At 63.0% G+C, this 14,298-nt stretch carries 12 protein-coding genes; 10 read left to right on the top strand and 2 right to left on the bottom strand.

Going from position 1 to position 14,298, the window contains the following annotated elements:
- Positions 1–152 precede the first annotated feature (152 nt).
- The 7 genes from ppc to HU767_RS06845 all read left to right on the top strand — a co-directional run bounded on the left by ppc (position 153) and on the right by HU767_RS06845 (position 7,564).
- Complete coding sequence (gene ppc, locus HU767_RS06875; protein ID WP_186728949.1) at positions 153–2,783, top strand: phosphoenolpyruvate carboxylase; 2,631 nt, start codon at positions 153–155, stop codon at positions 2,781–2,783.
- 291 nt (positions 2,784–3,074) lie between these two features.
- Positions 3,075–3,722: an adenylate kinase gene (gene adk, locus HU767_RS06870; RefSeq protein WP_186705472.1), complete on the top strand. Its 648-nt coding sequence runs from the start codon at positions 3,075–3,077 to the stop codon at positions 3,720–3,722.
- 94 nt (positions 3,723–3,816) lie between these two features.
- Complete coding sequence (gene tsaB, locus HU767_RS06865) at positions 3,817–4,494, top strand: tRNA (adenosine(37)-N6)-threonylcarbamoyltransferase complex dimerization subunit type 1 TsaB (RefSeq protein WP_186705473.1); 678 nt, start codon at positions 3,817–3,819, stop codon at positions 4,492–4,494.
- A 331-nt stretch (positions 4,495–4,825) separates the two neighbouring features.
- Positions 4,826–5,134, top strand: coding sequence for a hypothetical protein (locus HU767_RS06860; protein ID WP_186705474.1), 309 nt, complete (start codon positions 4,826–4,828; stop codon positions 5,132–5,134).
- Positions 5,134–5,994: a DUF72 domain-containing protein gene (locus HU767_RS06855; RefSeq protein WP_186705475.1), complete on the top strand. Its 861-nt coding sequence runs from the start codon at positions 5,134–5,136 to the stop codon at positions 5,992–5,994. The genes HU767_RS06860 and HU767_RS06855 overlap by 1 nt, the downstream gene beginning before the upstream one ends.
- A gap of 33 nt (positions 5,995–6,027) precedes the next feature.
- A complete protein-coding gene (locus HU767_RS06850) occupies positions 6,028–6,849 on the top strand; it encodes an isocitrate lyase/phosphoenolpyruvate mutase family protein (protein WP_186728947.1) in 822 nt (273 codons plus the stop codon).
- A 16-nt stretch (positions 6,850–6,865) separates the two neighbouring features.
- Positions 6,866–7,564: an extensin family protein gene (locus HU767_RS06845; protein WP_186728945.1), complete on the top strand. Its 699-nt coding sequence runs from the start codon at positions 6,866–6,868 to the stop codon at positions 7,562–7,564.
- Position 7,565: 1 nt separating this feature from the next.
- Here HU767_RS06845 and HU767_RS06840 read toward each other — a convergent pair whose 3' ends face one another.
- The gene (locus tag HU767_RS06840) at positions 7,566–8,186 is read right to left on the bottom strand and encodes an energy transducer TonB (RefSeq protein ID WP_186728943.1); all 621 of its coding nucleotides are present in this window, start codon (positions 8,184–8,186) and stop codon (positions 7,566–7,568) included.
- A gap of 109 nt (positions 8,187–8,295) precedes the next feature.
- Between HU767_RS06840 and HU767_RS06835 the strand changes: the two genes are divergently transcribed.
- Positions 8,296–9,078 (top strand): class I SAM-dependent methyltransferase, encoded by a 783-nt coding sequence (locus HU767_RS06835; RefSeq protein ID WP_186705479.1) that lies wholly within the window; start codon positions 8,296–8,298, stop codon positions 9,076–9,078.
- A gap of 245 nt (positions 9,079–9,323) precedes the next feature.
- Here HU767_RS06835 and HU767_RS06830 read toward each other — a convergent pair whose 3' ends face one another.
- Entirely contained in the window at positions 9,324–9,959 is a 636-nt protein-coding gene (locus HU767_RS06830) for a TetR/AcrR family transcriptional regulator (RefSeq protein WP_186705480.1), read from the bottom strand.
- A 93-nt stretch (positions 9,960–10,052) separates the two neighbouring features.
- Between HU767_RS06830 and HU767_RS06825 the strand changes: the two genes are divergently transcribed.
- Entirely contained in the window at positions 10,053–11,153 is a 1,101-nt protein-coding gene (locus tag HU767_RS06825) for an efflux RND transporter periplasmic adaptor subunit (RefSeq protein ID WP_186705481.1), read from the top strand.
- Positions 11,154–11,158: 5 nt separating this feature from the next.
- A complete protein-coding gene (locus tag HU767_RS06820) occupies positions 11,159–14,224 on the top strand; it encodes an efflux RND transporter permease subunit (RefSeq protein ID WP_186728941.1) in 3,066 nt (1,021 codons plus the stop codon).
- Positions 14,225–14,298 lie beyond the last annotated feature (74 nt).

Here is a 14,298-nt window from a genome sequence, read left to right as displayed (position 1 = left end):
GGCGCGGTGAGTGACAAGCCGTTGTGTGGCTTACCCATGAGACTAGCTTTGTTGTGCAAGGTTTAAAGTCCCTTCGTCGCTTGTCATAAGCGACGGGCATCGGCACTCTCTGATCCAAGAGCTGTCCGGACTTTTTTGCTGGAGAAATGCTGATGACCGATATCGATGCCCGCTTGCGCGAGGATGTCCACCTGCTTGGCGAACTGCTGGGCAATACCATCCGCGAACAGTACGGGGACACGTTTCTCGACAAGATCGAGCAGATCCGCAAGGGCGCCAAGGCTGACCGACGCGGTTCCGTGGATGCCGAACTCAGTGCCAGCCTCAATCAACTGAGCGAGGACGAACTGCTGCCGGTGGCGCGCGCGTTCAACCAATTCCTCAACCTCGCCAACATCGCCGAACAGTACCAACTGATCCATCGCCGCGAAGAAGCGCAACCGGCGCCTTTCGAGGCACGGGTCCTGCCTGAGTTGCTTGCCCGGCTGCGGGCCGAAGGCCATGGCGCCGAGGCCCTGGCCCGGCAGTTGGGCCGCCTGGAAATCGAACTGGTCCTCACCGCTCACCCCACGGAAGTGGCCCGCCGTACCCTGATCCAGAAATACGACGCCATCGCCGCGCAACTGGCGGCCCAGGATCACCGCGACCTGACCAGTGCCGAGCGCGCGCAGATCCACGAGCGCCTGCAACGCTTGATCGCCGAAGCCTGGCACACCGAAGAAATCCGCCGCACCCGGCCGACCCCGGTGGACGAGGCCAAGTGGGGCTTCGCGGTGATCGAGCATTCGCTGTGGCACGCCATCCCCAATTACCTGCGCAAGGCCGACCAGGCCTTGCATGCCGCCACCGGGCTGCGCCTGCCGCTGGAGGCCGCGCCGATCCGCTTTGCCTCGTGGATGGGCGGCGACCGTGACGGCAACCCGAATGTCACCGCCGCCGTGACCCGCGAGGTGCTGTTATTGGCGCGGTGGATGGCGGCGGACCTGTACCTGCGTGACGTCGACCAACTGGCGGCCGAACTGTCCATGCAAAACGCCAGCGAGGCCTTGCGGGCCCAGGCCGGCGACAGCGCCGAACCGTATCGTGCCGTGCTCAAGCAACTGCGCGAACGCCTGCGCGCCACCCGCAACTGGGCCCACGCCTCCTTGAGTGCCGCCACGCCGCCAGGCGCCGAGGTGTTGCAGCACAACCGCGAACTGCTGGACCCCCTTGAGCTGTGCTACCACTCCCTGCACGAATGCGGCATGGGCGTGATTGCCGATGGGCCGCTGCTCGACTGCCTGCGGCGGGCGGTGACCTTCGGCTTGTTCCTGGTGCGCCTCGATGTGCGCCAGGACTCGACGCGCCATACCGCCGCCATGACGGAAATCACCGACTACCTGGGCCTGGGTCGCTATGAGGATTGGAACGAGGAGCAGCGCATCAGCTTTTTGCTGGAGGAGCTGAACAACCGGCGTCCACTGCTGCCGGCCCATTTCAAGCCCTCGGCCGACACGGCGGAAGTGTTGGCGACGTGCCGGGAAGTGGCCGCGGCGCCGGCGGCGTCCCTGGGTTCCTACGTGATCTCCATGGCCGGCGCGGCGTCCGATGTCCTCGCTGTGCAACTGTTGTTGAAGGACGCCGGGGTGTTGCGGCCGATGCGGGTGGTGCCGCTGTTCGAGACCCTGGCCGACCTGGACAACGCCGGGCCGGTGATCGAGCGGCTGTTGCTGCTGCCGGGCTATCGTTCACGGCTGCAAGGCCCTCAGGAAGTGATGATCGGCTATTCCGATTCGGCGAAGGATGCCGGGACCACGGCGGCGGCCTGGGCGCAATATCGGGCCCAGGAACGGCTGGTGGACATCTGCCGCGAGCAGCAAGTCGAACTGTTGTTGTTCCACGGTCGTGGCGGCACCGTGGGCCGTGGTGGCGGTCCGGCGCACGCGGCGATCCTGTCCCAGCCACCGGGCTCGGTGGCCGGGCGTTTCCGCACCACCGAGCAGGGCGAAATGATTCGTTTCAAATTCGGCCTGCCGGACATCGCCGAACAGAACCTCAATCTGTATCTCGCCGCGGTGCTTGAAGCGACGCTGCTGCCACCGCCGCCACCCACGCCGCAGTGGCGGGATTTGATGGATGAACTGGCGGCCGATGGCGTCAGTGCCTACCGCGCGGTGGTGCGGGAGAATCCGCAGTTCGTCGAGTACTTCCGCCAGTCCACCCCCGAGCAGGAACTTGGGCGCCTGCCGCTGGGCAGCCGGCCGGCCAAGCGTCGCGCCGGCGGCATCGAAAGCTTGCGGGCGATTCCGTGGATTTTCGGCTGGACCCAGACCCGCCTGATGTTGCCGGCCTGGCTCGGTTGGGAAACCGCACTGAGCAAGGCCCTGGAGCGCGGCGAAGGGGAGTTGCTGGGGCAGATGCGCGAGCAATGGCCGTTCTTCCGGACCCGCATCGACATGCTGGAGATGGTGCTGGCCAAGGCCGACGCCGATATCGCCCGCTCTTACGACGAGCGTTTGGTGGAGCCTGGGCTGCTGCCTTTGGGTGCGCATTTACGCGACCTATTGTCGCAGGCCTGCACGGTGGTGCTTGGCTTGACCGGTCAGTCGCAGCTACTGGCACATAGCCCAGCCACGCTGGAATTCATCCGCCTGCGCAACACCTACCTCGACCCGTTGCACCTGTTGCAGGCCGAACTGTTGGCGCGCTCACGCCAGCAGGAAGTTGCCCAAGGCAGCCCCGTGGAACAGGCATTACTGGTGTCTGTGGCGGGGATTGCCGCCGGGTTGCGCAATACCGGCTAAGATCAGGCAGCGCACCGAAACGGCTCGCCCGGCGTTCCCGGGCGTTGTTCTGCGGGGGCGGGGACAGGTCGGCCAGGCGACAGTTTGTTGCCCGGTTGCGGCGCTCGCCACCCCCTCCGAAGGTCGTATCGGGCGCGGGTTCCTCCGACTTTCGGCGGCTTGTGTGGGTCGGGCCTGCTGTGTATCTTGATCAGCCTTTGGCCGTTTGGGCGGTCACGATCAAGTTTTTCGAAGATTGGCCCCGCGAGGCGAATCCGAGCGTTTTACATAAAAAAATTGAGGAGCACATCGATGCGCGTCATTCTGCTGGGAGCTCCCGGGGCCGGTAAAGGTACTCAGGCAAAGTTCATCACCGAAAAATTCGGTATCCCGCAAATCTCCACCGGCGACATGCTGCGTGCCGCGGTCAAGGCTGGCACGCCACTGGGTGTTCAAGCCAAGAGCATCATGGATGCCGGCGGCCTGGTGTCGGATGACCTGATCATCGCCCTGGTCAAGGATCGCATCGCTCAACCCGACTGCGCCAATGGCTTCCTGTTCGATGGCTTCCCGCGCACCATTCCCCAGGCTGAAGCCCTGGTGACTGCCGGTGTTGAGCTCGATCACGTGGTCGAAATCGCGGTCGACGACGAAGAGATCGTCCAGCGCATTGCCGGTCGTCGTGTCCACGAGGCGTCCGGCCGTGTCTACCACACCGTCTACAACCCGCCGAAACTTGCGGGCAAGGACGACGTCACCGGTGAAGAGCTGGTGCAGCGCAAGGACGACACCGAAGAAACCGTGCGTCATCGCCTGTCGGTCTACCATTCCCAGACCAAGCCGCTGGTGGCGTTCTACCAGAATCTGTCGGCTGCCCAGGGCAAGCCGAAGTACAGCCACATCCCGGGCGTTGGCTCGGTCGATGCGATCACCGGCAAGGTGCTCGAAGCGCTGAGCTGAAAAGCCTGATCAGTTGCATCAACTACGGCCCGCTTGCGGGCCGTAGTTGTTTATACTGGCGCACTTTTTCCCCACCTGATTTACGGACACATCGATGAGCACCTTGCTGGCCCTGGACACCGCGACTGAAGCTTGCTCCGTTGCCTTGCTGCACGACGGCAAGGTCACGAGCCATTACGAGGTGATCCCGCGCCTGCATGCGCAGAAGCTGCTGCCGATGATCCAGAAACTGTTGAGCGACGCCGGCACGACCTTGCAGGCGGTGGATGCGATTGCCTTTGGCCGTGGGCCGGGAGCTTTTACCGGCGTGCGCATCGCCATCGGCGTGGTGCAAGGCCTGGCATTTGCCCTGGAGCGGCCAGTGCTGCCAGTGTCAAACCTGGCGGTGCTGGCCCAGCGTGCCTTGCGCGAACAGGGCGCTCGCCAAGTTGCCGCGGCCATCGATGCGCGCATGGATGAGGTGTATTGGGGCTGCTACCGCGAAACCGACGGCGAGATGCGCCTGGTCGGTGCTGAAGCGGTGTTGCCGCCCGAAGCGGCGGCGTTGCCGGGCGATGCCAGCGGTGATTGGTTCGGCGCCGGCACTGGTTGGGGCTATGGCGAGCGGATCGGTGTCAGCCTCATCGGCCAGGACGCCTCGATGCTGCCCCATGCCGAGGACCTGCTGGCCCTGGCACGTTTCGCCTGGGAACGCGGCGAGGCCATTCCAGCCGATGATGCGCAGCCGGTGTACCTGCGGGACAAAGTCGCAACCCCCAAGTCCGAGCGGTAATCCCAGACTTGACCGCATTCCCAAGTGGGCACAGTTGTGGCGAGGGAGCTTGCTCCCGCTGGGGCGCGAAGCGGCCCTAAAATTTCATTCGCACCTTATCTTGCCAGATTGAAATCAATTTTTTGGGGCCGCTTCGCAGCCCAGCGGGAGCAAGCTCCCTCGCCACAAAGTCATTTTCGCCGCCAAAAGTCACACTCAAATAATGCCAGTCGTCACTTTTTCCGCCCGTTTTTAAACCTTTTCGACTTTATGTGTTCTAGTTATCACTTGCGCATTTGCGCGGCTGCGAAAGTGCCGCTAAATTGCCATCATTGATACCGAGCATTCTGTTATGCGTATAGACGGCGTTTCATCCCAGTCCTACCCCATCAAGCGTCGGCCTCGTGCGGGTAAAGCCAGCGAGCCGGAAAACTTCGATGACATCGATGGCGAGGTGGAATTTCCGTCTGAAGAGCAACTGGCCGCCCGCGCCGCCAAAGCCTCTGCGCAACGCCTGAGCAATCTCCCCGCCCGTCAGCAAGACATGCTTTATCACCGTGCGATGAGCCGCAGTGTCTCCACGGCCCTGGCGAGCTACCTGAGCACCGCCGGTTTCGTCGATTGGGATATGGAAGTGCTGGGACTCGATCTCTACATCTGATGGTCTTGCCTTACTACCTGGGCTGCCCGTCCTGGAGCGAAAACGCCTGGCGCGATTACCTTTATCCCCAGGATGCGAAAAGCACCGATTTCCTCGATCTCTATTCCCAAGTGTTCAATGCCGTGGAAGGCAATACGACCTTCTATGCCAGCCCGTCTGCGCCGACCGTGCAGCGCTGGGCCGAAATCATGCCCGAGCACTTTCGCTTCACCGCCAAGTTTCCTGGCGACATCAGCCACAATGGCGACCTGCGCGAACGGCTGACGGCCACTGAAACCTTCCTGCAACTGCTCAGCCCCTTGGGCGAGCGCGTTGCGCCGTACTGGCTGCAACTGTCCAAGACCTTTACCCCGAATCGGTTGCCGGAACTGGCGGGGTTCATCGACGCCTTGCAGCGCCCCTTGGCCGTCGAAGTCCGTCACGACGATTTTTTTGCCAAGGGCGACGCCGAACGACGGCTCAATCGCCTGTTGCTCGATCGCGGCGTCGAACGCATCTGCCTCGATCCCCGGGCCTTGTTCAGTTGCACCTCCCTTGATCCCGCCGTGCTTCACGCACAATCGAAAAAGCCCCGCGTGCCGCCCCGGCCCGCGGCGTTCACCCAATGTCCGCAAGTGCGTTTCATCGGTCATCCGGTGCTCGAAGCCAACGAGCCGTTCCTGACGCCGTGGGTGGAGAAAATCGCCGGCTGGATCGAAGAAGGGCGCACGCCCTATATCTTCCTGCACACCGCCGACAACCGGCTGGCCGCCAGGCTCGCGCAACGTTTTCACGAGCGATTGATGCATCGATTGCCTGGCTTGCCGGCCCTGCCTGCGCTATATAGAGAGCCCGCCGCCGAGCAACTGGGTTTGCTCTGAGGCCCACTCCCTCTCTGCTCAGGAGCGAACTACATGGAAGCGCACATTCGTCGAGCCCAGGCGTTCAAGGCCTTGCACGAACGCGAAGGGGCTTTTGTCATTCCCAACCCGTGGGACGCCGGTTCGGCCAAGATGCTCGCCAGCCTGGGTTTTGAAGCCTTGGCGACCACCAGTGCCGGTCACGCCTTTTCCCTGGGCCGACCCGATGGCGCGCTGGGTCTGGAAGACACCCTGGCCAACGTGCGGGCGATTGTCGCGGCCACTGACCTGCCGGTGGCCGTCGACCTGGAGAACGGTTTTGCCGATGCCCCCGAGGATTGCGCCCGCAGCCTGATCCGGGCGGCAGAGGCCGGCGCGGTGGGTGGTTCGATCGAAGATGCCACGGGGCGCGAAGACAGCCCGATCTATTGCTTCGACCACGCGGTAGCTCGGGTCAAGGCCGCCGCCGAGGTCGTGCGCAGCTTGTCGTTTCCCTTCATGCTGACGGCCCGGGCGGAAAATTTCCTGCATGGCAATCCGGACCTGGACGACACCATACGCCGCCTCAAGGCCTTCGCGGACGCGGGGGCCGACGTGTTGTACGCCCCAGGGCTGAGCAGCGCCGAACAAGTGCTCGCGGTGGTGCAGGCCGTGGCGCCAAAACCGGTGAACGTGCTGATGTCCGGGGCGCTGGACCTGACGGTGACGCAGTTGAGCGAGTTGGGCGTCAAGCGCATCAGCGTCGGATCGGCGTTGGCCCTGGCGGCGTATGGCGAGTTCTTCCGCGCCGCCGAGGAAATCCAGCAAAAAGGTACGTTCACCTTCACGCGCCGCTCGATGCCGTTCAAGCAGGCCAATCAATTATTCAAGGGTTGAGGCCCGAGGCAACGTCGTGCGGTTTTTGAAAGTTCTTGCGGTAGTGGCACTGCTCATTGGCCTTGCCGTGCTGGGGGTATGGCGCGGCTGGGTAGCGCTGCCGCCCCAATGGAATCCCTGGGCGCCTTTGGACGTCAACCTGGCGCCCAATCTGCTCACCCGTTTCAAACTCATGGCCCTGCGCAACGACCCGCAGCTGTGCGACCAGGCCCTCGCTACCTCCGGGCTGCGCACCGCGCGCCAGGCCGACAGCGGCGCCAATACCACATGCCCATTGACCAATGTGTTGAGGGTGCAGGGCGGTGAGGTGGCGTTGAGCAGCAGCTTCCTCGCCAGTTGCCCGCTGGCGGTGGCGTTTGCGTTGTTCGAGCGTCACGGGTTGCAGCCGGCGGCAATGGCGGTCTACGGGCAGAAAGTAACGCGGGTCGATCACTTGGGCAGTTTCGCCTGTCGCAACATGTACGGGCGTGAGAGCGGGGCGCGCAGCCAGCACGCCACCGCCAGCGCGCTGGACATCGCCGGGTTTCGCCTGGCCGATGGGCGCACGATCAGCGTGCTCAGGGACTGGCCCAAGGACACCGCCGATGCGCGCTTCTTGCGTCAGGCTCGGGATGGCGCCTGCGATATGTTCAGTGTGGTCTTGAGCCCGGATTACAACGCGGCGCACCGCAACCATTTTCATCTGGATGTGGGGCCATGGTGGATCTGTCGCTGATTTAAGCGGCGATGCGCAGGTTCTGCAGCACGATCGGACGTGCCCAGCGGGTGTCGAAGTCCAGTTGTTTCTGCTGCGCCACCAATTCCTCTTCCGGGAACGGCGGGAACGGCTTGTCCAGCAGCTCGAGTTCGAATTCGGCGATCGGCAGGTGCAACGGACGCGGTTGTGGCGCCGGGCCCGGTTCCGGCAGTGGTTGGCCGGCGGTGAGGACGAGTGGGCGGACCCAGTTGCTTTCGAAGGTCTGCTGGTGTTGCTGGGCAACGATTTCTTCTGGCGGGAACGGCGGGAAGGGTTTATCCAGCAGGTCGAGTTCGAATTCGGCGATGGGCAGGAACAGCGGCTCAGGCGGCTTGACCTGTGTTTCGGTCACTTCGCAGGTACGCTGGCTGACAATGTGCGCCAGCAGTTCGGCACCGAGGGTCGGTTCAACGGCCTCATCGAGGGGCTTTGGCTGGTAGCTGCCAGGCGCCGGTGCGTTATCACCCAGTTGATCGGCCAGGGCCCGGGCAAAAAAATCCTGCCACAGGTGACTGACGCCGCTCAGCGCTTGGGTGTTACGCAGGCTGTAATCGCCGTAAGGGGAGATAACGCCTATCGATGTGGATTGAATGTCTGACATTTTTCTCGGTCGACGCTCAGCTCTGGCAAAATGCCGTTCACCGTTGTTATCGGCCGTTTTTGCCGATCCTTAATTTTTTGAGCATGTTTTCCATAAGTGAACAACTTCCATGAGTGAGCAACCCGCGGCCTGCCGCATCCATGTCGAGGCCCTGGCCCCGGCCTTCCAACCGCAGGCCGAACACTGGGCCGAGCGGCTTGGCCTGCCTTTGCAAGGGGACGAAGGCGAGTTCGCCTTGCAGGTCGGTGAGCAAGGGGTGCAGTTGCAGCAGTTGGGCCCGGATGCGCCAGGGCCGGTGCGCGTGGACTTCGTCGAGGGTGGGGCGGCCCATCGGCGGTTGTACGGCGGCGGCAGTGGCCAGATGATCGCCAAGGCAGTCGGGATCGCCCAGGGTGTGCGCCCGCGGGTGCTGGATGCCACCGCCGGGTTGGGCAAGGATGCGTTTGTGCTGGCCAGCCTGGGCTGTGAAATGAGCTTGATCGAGCGCCAGCCGCTGATCGCGGCCTTGTTGGAGGATGGCCTGGCCCGTGGCGCAGAGGACTTCGACGTGGCGCCGATCGTGGCGCGCATGCGCTTGCTCAAGGGCAACTCCATCGAGGTGATGCGCAACTGGGAAGGCGAACCGCCCCAGGTGATCTACCTGGACCCGATGTTCCCTCATCGTGAGAAAACCGCCTTGGTGAAGAAGGAGATGCGCTTGTTCCGGCCCCTGGTGGGCGATGACCCGGACGCCCCGGCGCTGCTCGCCGCGGCCCTGGCCTTGGCGACTCATCGAGTGGTGGTCAAGCGCCCACGCAAGGCCCCGTGCATCGAAGGGCCGAAGCCGAGCCATGGGCTCGATGGCAAGTCCAGTCGCTACGACATCTATCCGAAGAAAGCGCTCAAGCCTTGAGACCGAGTTGCCTGCATCGCGAGCAGGCTCGCTCCCACAGGGTTTGTCGTCGAATGATGGAGATGTGTTCGCACCGGTCAACTGTGGGAGCGAGCCTGCTCGCGATAGCGGTTTGTCTGAGACGGTGATGTTGGCTGTGCCATCGCCTTCGCGAGCAAGCCCGCTCCCACATTGGATCTGTGGTGTTCATCAAACCCTGTGGGAGCGAGCTTGCTCGCGATGGGGCCCTTCCAGCCAGCGAAAGGCTAAGGCCGATAAGCCCGCACGAACAACCCCACCACTTCCTGCACATGAGCCTCGGCGGCTTCCGGTTCCGGGGCCGGGCCGCAGCCTGACAACAAGCGGAAGTTCGCCGCGCCCTTGATCAGGCAGAAGAAGTGCTCGGCGGCATTGCGCGGTTTATCGATGCTCAGGGCGCCGCTCTGGTTGACCTTGGTCAGCAGCCGCTCCATGCCTGAGAGCATCCGTTGCGGACCGGCTTCGTAGAAAATCGTCGACAGCTTCGGGTCCTGGCTGCCCAGGGCCATGATCAGGCGATGCAGGTTCAACGATTCATCGCTGTTGATCAGTTGATTGAACCCGCGGGCAATGTTCAGCAACACGTGTTCGATGGGAACGCCGTCAGGCCATTCGTAAAACAGCGATGGCACCTGCTCTTCACATTTGGCCATCACGGCAGCGGAAAACAGCGTCTCCTTGTCGTTGAAATGGCTGTAGACCGTCAGTTTCGAAACACCCGCCTCGGTGGCGACGGCGTCCATGCTGGTATTGGCATACCCCATGCTCAGGAACAGGCGTTTCGCCGCGTCGAGAATGGCCTGGCGCTTGGCCAGGTCCTTGGGGCGGCCAGGGCCGCTGGGGGTTGAAGGATTGTTCGACATTCTTCGCTTTAATACTGGACTGGTGAGTTTGCTATTAATAACATACTCGCCAGTATAATTATTCCAAGCACCATTAGCGAAAGGTCACTCGCCATGTTCCGCTATGCCCTGCCCCTCGCCATGCCAGTCGCCCTGGCTTTTTTATTGTCTGCGTGCGGTCATGACGAGCCGGTGCCCGTCGCCGTGCGTCCCGCCATGGTGGTCAAGCCCGAGCCGTCGGCCCAGGCGATGGACAGTTACCCTGGCGAAGTGCGGGCACGTTTCGAGCCTGAACTGGCCTTTCGCATTGGCGGCAAGGTGAGCCGACGACTGGTGGAAGAGGGGCAGCGGGTCAAGGCCAATCAACCGCTGGCCGAGCTCGACCCCGAGGACGTACGCCTGCAACTGGAAGCGACCCGTGCCCAGGTCGCCGCCGCCGAGGCCAACCTGAACCTGGTCCGCGCCGAACGTGACCGCTACAAGACCTTGATGGAGCGGCAGATGGTCAGCCGCTCCCAATACGACAACGCCGAAAACCTCTACCGCTCCGGCACCGCGCGGCTCAAGCAGATCAAGGCCGAGTTCGATGTCGCCAACAACCAGGCCAGCTATTCGGTGCTGCGTGCGCCCCAGGATGGCGTGGTGGCCCGGCGTTCGGTGGAAGTCGGGCAAGTGGTTTCGGCCGGGCAAACCGTTTTCACCCTGGCCACCGATGGCGAGCGTGAAGTGCTGATCAGCCTGCCGGAACAGGGCTTTGGCCGGTTCAAGATTGGCCAGCCGGTGTCGGTCGAGTTGTGGAGCCAGCCTGACCAGCGCTTCAGCGGGCGGATTCGTGAGCTGTCGCCGGCCGCCGACCCCAAGTCCCGCACCTTCGCCGCCCGCGTGGCCTTCACCGCCGGCAGTGTTCCGGCGGAGCTGGGCCAAAGTGCCCGGGTGTTTATCCAGACGGCTGAAAAGGCGCCGCTGTCAGTGCCGCTATCAGCCCTCACTGCCGAGAATGGCGCCACCTACGTCTGGGTCGTCAACCCGGACAACACGGTCAGGAAAGCCCCGGTGCGCGTGGGTGCCTTCGGCGAAAAAACCGTGCCGGTGCTCGAAGGCTTGAGCGCCAATGACTGGGTGGTGGCGGCTGGCATACATGTGCTCCTCGACGGCCAGCAGGTGCGGCCGGTGGATCGCTCCAACCGCGTGGTCAACCTGGCGGCCAAGGAGTAATCCCAATGGGTTTCAATCTTTCCGAATGGGCGTTGCGTAACCGCCAGATCGTACTGTTCCTGATGCTGTTGCTGGCCATCGTCGGGGCGCTTTCCTACACCAAGCTCGGCCAGAGCGAGGATCCGCCGTTCACCTTCAAGGCCATGGTCATTCGCACCGTGTGGCCGGGAGCGACGGCCGAGGAAGTGTCGCGCCAAGTCACCGAGCGTATCGAAAAGAAGCTGATGGAAACCGGCGATTACGAAAAGATCGTCTCGTTCTCCCGCCCGGGGGAATCCCAGGTGACTTTCGCGGCGCGTGATTCCATGCATTCGGCGCAGATTCCCGAGCTGTGGTATCAGTTGCGCAAGAAGATCGGCGACATCCGCCACACCTTGCCGCCGGATGTCCAGGGGCCGTTCTTCAACGATGAATTCGGCACCACCTTCGGCAATATCTACGCACTGACCGGCGAAGGCTTCGACTATGCCGTGCTCAAGGACTACGCCGATCGCATCCAGCTCCAGCTGCAGCGGGTCAAGGATGTGGGCAAGGTCGAACTGATCGGTTTGCAGGACGAGAAGATCTGGATCGAGTTGTCGAACGTTAAGCTGGCGACCCTCGGCCTGCCCTTGGCGGCGGTCCAGCAGGCCCTTGAAGAGCAGAACACGGTTTCCACCGCCGGCTTCTTCGAAACCGGCAGCGAGCGTTTGCAGCTACGGGTCTCGGGGAATTTCCAGACCGTGGAGGAGATCCGCAACTTCCCGATCCGGGTCGGCGATCGTACGTTCCGTATCAGCGACCTGGCGGACGTGCGTCGCGGTTTCAACGACCCGCCGGCGCCCCGCATGCGCTTCATGGGCGAAGACGCCATTGGCCTGGCCGTGGCGATGAAGCAAGGCGGGGATATCCTGATTCTGGGCAAGGCCCTTGAGGTCGACTTTGCTCGCCTCCAGAACTCACTGCCGGCCGGCATGCAATTGCACAAGGTGTCGGACCAGCCGGCGGCGGTAAAGACCGGGGTCGGTGAGTTCGTCCAGGTGCTGGTGGAAGCCCTGACGATCGTGTTGCTGGTGAGCTTCTTCTCCCTCGGGTTGCGCACCGGGATGGTGGTGGCCCTGGCGATTCCGCTGGTGTTGGCGATGACCTTCGCCGCCATGTATTACCTGGGTATCGGCCTGCACAAGATTTCCCTCGGTGCGCTGGTGTTGGCCCTGGGGTTGCTGGTGGACGACGCGATCATTGCGGTGGAGATGATGGCGATCAAGATGGAGCAGGGTTTCGACCGGATCAAGGCGGCCAGCTTCGCCTGGACCAGCACCGCATTCCCGATGCTCACCGGTACCTTGATTACGGCGGCGGGCTTCCTGCCGATCGCCACCGCGCAATCGGGCACCGGCGAATACACCCGTTCGATTTTCCAGGTGGTGACTTTGGCATTGCTGGCCTCCTGGGTGGCCGCCGTGGTGTTCGTACCGTACCTGGGGGAAAAGCTCCTGCCGGACCTGGCGAAAATTCACGCGGCCAAACATGGCACGACTGACGGCCAGACCGACCCTTACGGCACGCCGTTCTATCAGCGTGTCCGGCGGATGGTGGAGTGGTGCGTGCGTCGGCGCAAAACCGTCATCCTGCTGACCGTGCTGTTGTTTGTCGGCTCGGTGGCGTTGTTCCGGTTCGTACCGCAGCAGTTCTTCCCGGCATCGGGGCGGCTGGAGCTGATGGTCGACTTGAAACTGCAGGAAGGCGCCTCGCTGAGTAATACCGCCGAGCAGGTCAAGCGCCTGGAAGCGCTGCTCAAGGACCATGCCGGCATCGACAACTATGTGGCCTACGTCGGCACCGGTTCACCGCGTTTCTACCTGCCGTTGGACCAACAGCTGCCGGCCTCCAGCTTCGCCCAGTTCGTGGTGCTGGCCAAGACCATCGAAGACCGCGAGCCGTTGCGCAGTTGGTTGATTTCGACCCTGAACGAGCAATTTCCGACCCTGCGCTCGCGGGTCACGCGCCTGGAAAACGGCCCGCCGGTCGGCTATCCGGTGCAGTTCCGCGTCACGGGTGAACACATCGAAGAAGTCCGGGCCCTGGCGCGGAAAGTGGCGACAAAAGTTCGCGAAAACCCCTACGTGGTCAACGTGCATCTGGACTGGGAGGAGCCGAGCAAGGTGGTGTACCTCAACGTTGACCAGGACCGCGCCCGGGCCCTGGGTGTCAGCACCACCCACCTGGCGAGTTTCCTGCGCAGCTCCCTCACCGGCTCCAGCGTCAGCCAGTACCGGGAAGACAATGAATTGATCGAGATTTTGCTGCGCGGTACGGTGCATGAGCGCACCGAGTTGTCGTTGCTGCCGAGCCTGGCAGTGCCGACCGACAACGGCAAGAGTGTTGCCTTGTCGCAGATCGCGACGTTGGAATACGGTTTCGAGGAGGGCGTGATCTGGCACCGCAATCGGCTGCCGAGCGTGACCGTGCGGGCCGATATCTACGGCAAGGAACAACCGGCGACCCTGGTGCAACAGATCTTCCCGACCCTGGACCCGATTAGCGCCGAGCTGCCGGACGGTTACCTGCTGGAAGTGGGCGGTACGGTGGAGGATTCGGCCCGTGGCCAGAAATCGGTGAATGCCGGTGTGCCGTTATTCATCGTGGTGGTGCTGACGCTGCTGATGCTGCAACTGCGCAGCTTCTCACGCACGGCCATGGTGTTCCTTACGGCGCCCCTGGGATTGATCGGCGTCACGCTGTTCCTGCTGGTGTTCCGCCAGCCGTTCGGCTTCGTCGCCATGCTGGGCACCATTGCGCTGTCGGGGATGATCATGCGCAACTCGGTGATCCTGGTGGACCAGATCGAGCAGGACATCAAGGCCGGGCTGGCGCCTTGGCAGGCGATCATCGAAGCCACGGTGCGACGCTTCCGCCCCATCGTGCTCACCGCACTGGCGGCGGTGCTGGCGATGATCCCGCTGTCGCGCAGTTTGTTCTTCGGGCCGATGGCGGTGGCGATCATGGGCGGCCTGATCGTGGCCACGGCGTTGACGCTGTTGTTCCTGCCAGCGTTGTATGCGGCGTGGTTCAGGGTCAAGAAAACCTGATCAACAGGTGTACACCTAACCTGTGGCGAGGGAGCTTGCTCCCGCTCGGTTGCGCAGCAACCGCAAAAGCTTGG

It is taken from the genome of Pseudomonas sp. SWRI179 (genome assembly GCF_014268705.1).
In the GTDB taxonomy this organism is placed as follows: Bacteria; Pseudomonadota; Gammaproteobacteria; order Pseudomonadales; family Pseudomonadaceae; genus Aquipseudomonas; species Aquipseudomonas zanjanensis.
Note: the sequence above shows the minus strand (reverse complement) of the source record. Positions and strands in the feature narration are given on the sequence as shown.

Excerpts from the sequence above, each read along its gene's own strand:
- HU767_RS06840 (WP_186728943.1), bottom strand. The coding sequence starts at position 8,186 with ATGTCAGACATTCAATCCACATCGATAGGCGTTATCTCCCCTTACGGC.
- HU767_RS06835 (WP_186705479.1), top strand. The coding sequence starts at position 8,296 with ATGAGTGAGCAACCCGCGGCCTGCCGCATCCATGTCGAGGCCCTGGCC.
- HU767_RS06830 (WP_186705480.1), bottom strand. The coding sequence starts at position 9,959 with ATGTCGAACAATCCTTCAACCCCCAGCGGCCCTGGCCGCCCCAAGGAC.
- HU767_RS06860 (WP_186705474.1), top strand. The coding sequence starts at position 4,826 with ATGCGTATAGACGGCGTTTCATCCCAGTCCTACCCCATCAAGCGTCGG.
- HU767_RS06850 (WP_186728947.1), top strand. The coding sequence starts at position 6,028 with ATGGAAGCGCACATTCGTCGAGCCCAGGCGTTCAAGGCCTTGCACGAA.
- ppc (WP_186728949.1), top strand. The coding sequence starts at position 153 with ATGACCGATATCGATGCCCGCTTGCGCGAGGATGTCCACCTGCTTGGC.
- HU767_RS06820 (WP_186728941.1), top strand. The coding sequence starts at position 11,159 with ATGGGTTTCAATCTTTCCGAATGGGCGTTGCGTAACCGCCAGATCGTA.
- adk (WP_186705472.1), top strand. The coding sequence starts at position 3,075 with ATGCGCGTCATTCTGCTGGGAGCTCCCGGGGCCGGTAAAGGTACTCAG.
- HU767_RS06855 (WP_186705475.1), top strand. The coding sequence starts at position 5,134 with ATGGTCTTGCCTTACTACCTGGGCTGCCCGTCCTGGAGCGAAAACGCC.
- HU767_RS06825 (WP_186705481.1), top strand. The coding sequence starts at position 10,053 with ATGTTCCGCTATGCCCTGCCCCTCGCCATGCCAGTCGCCCTGGCTTTT.
- tsaB (WP_186705473.1), top strand. The coding sequence starts at position 3,817 with ATGAGCACCTTGCTGGCCCTGGACACCGCGACTGAAGCTTGCTCCGTT.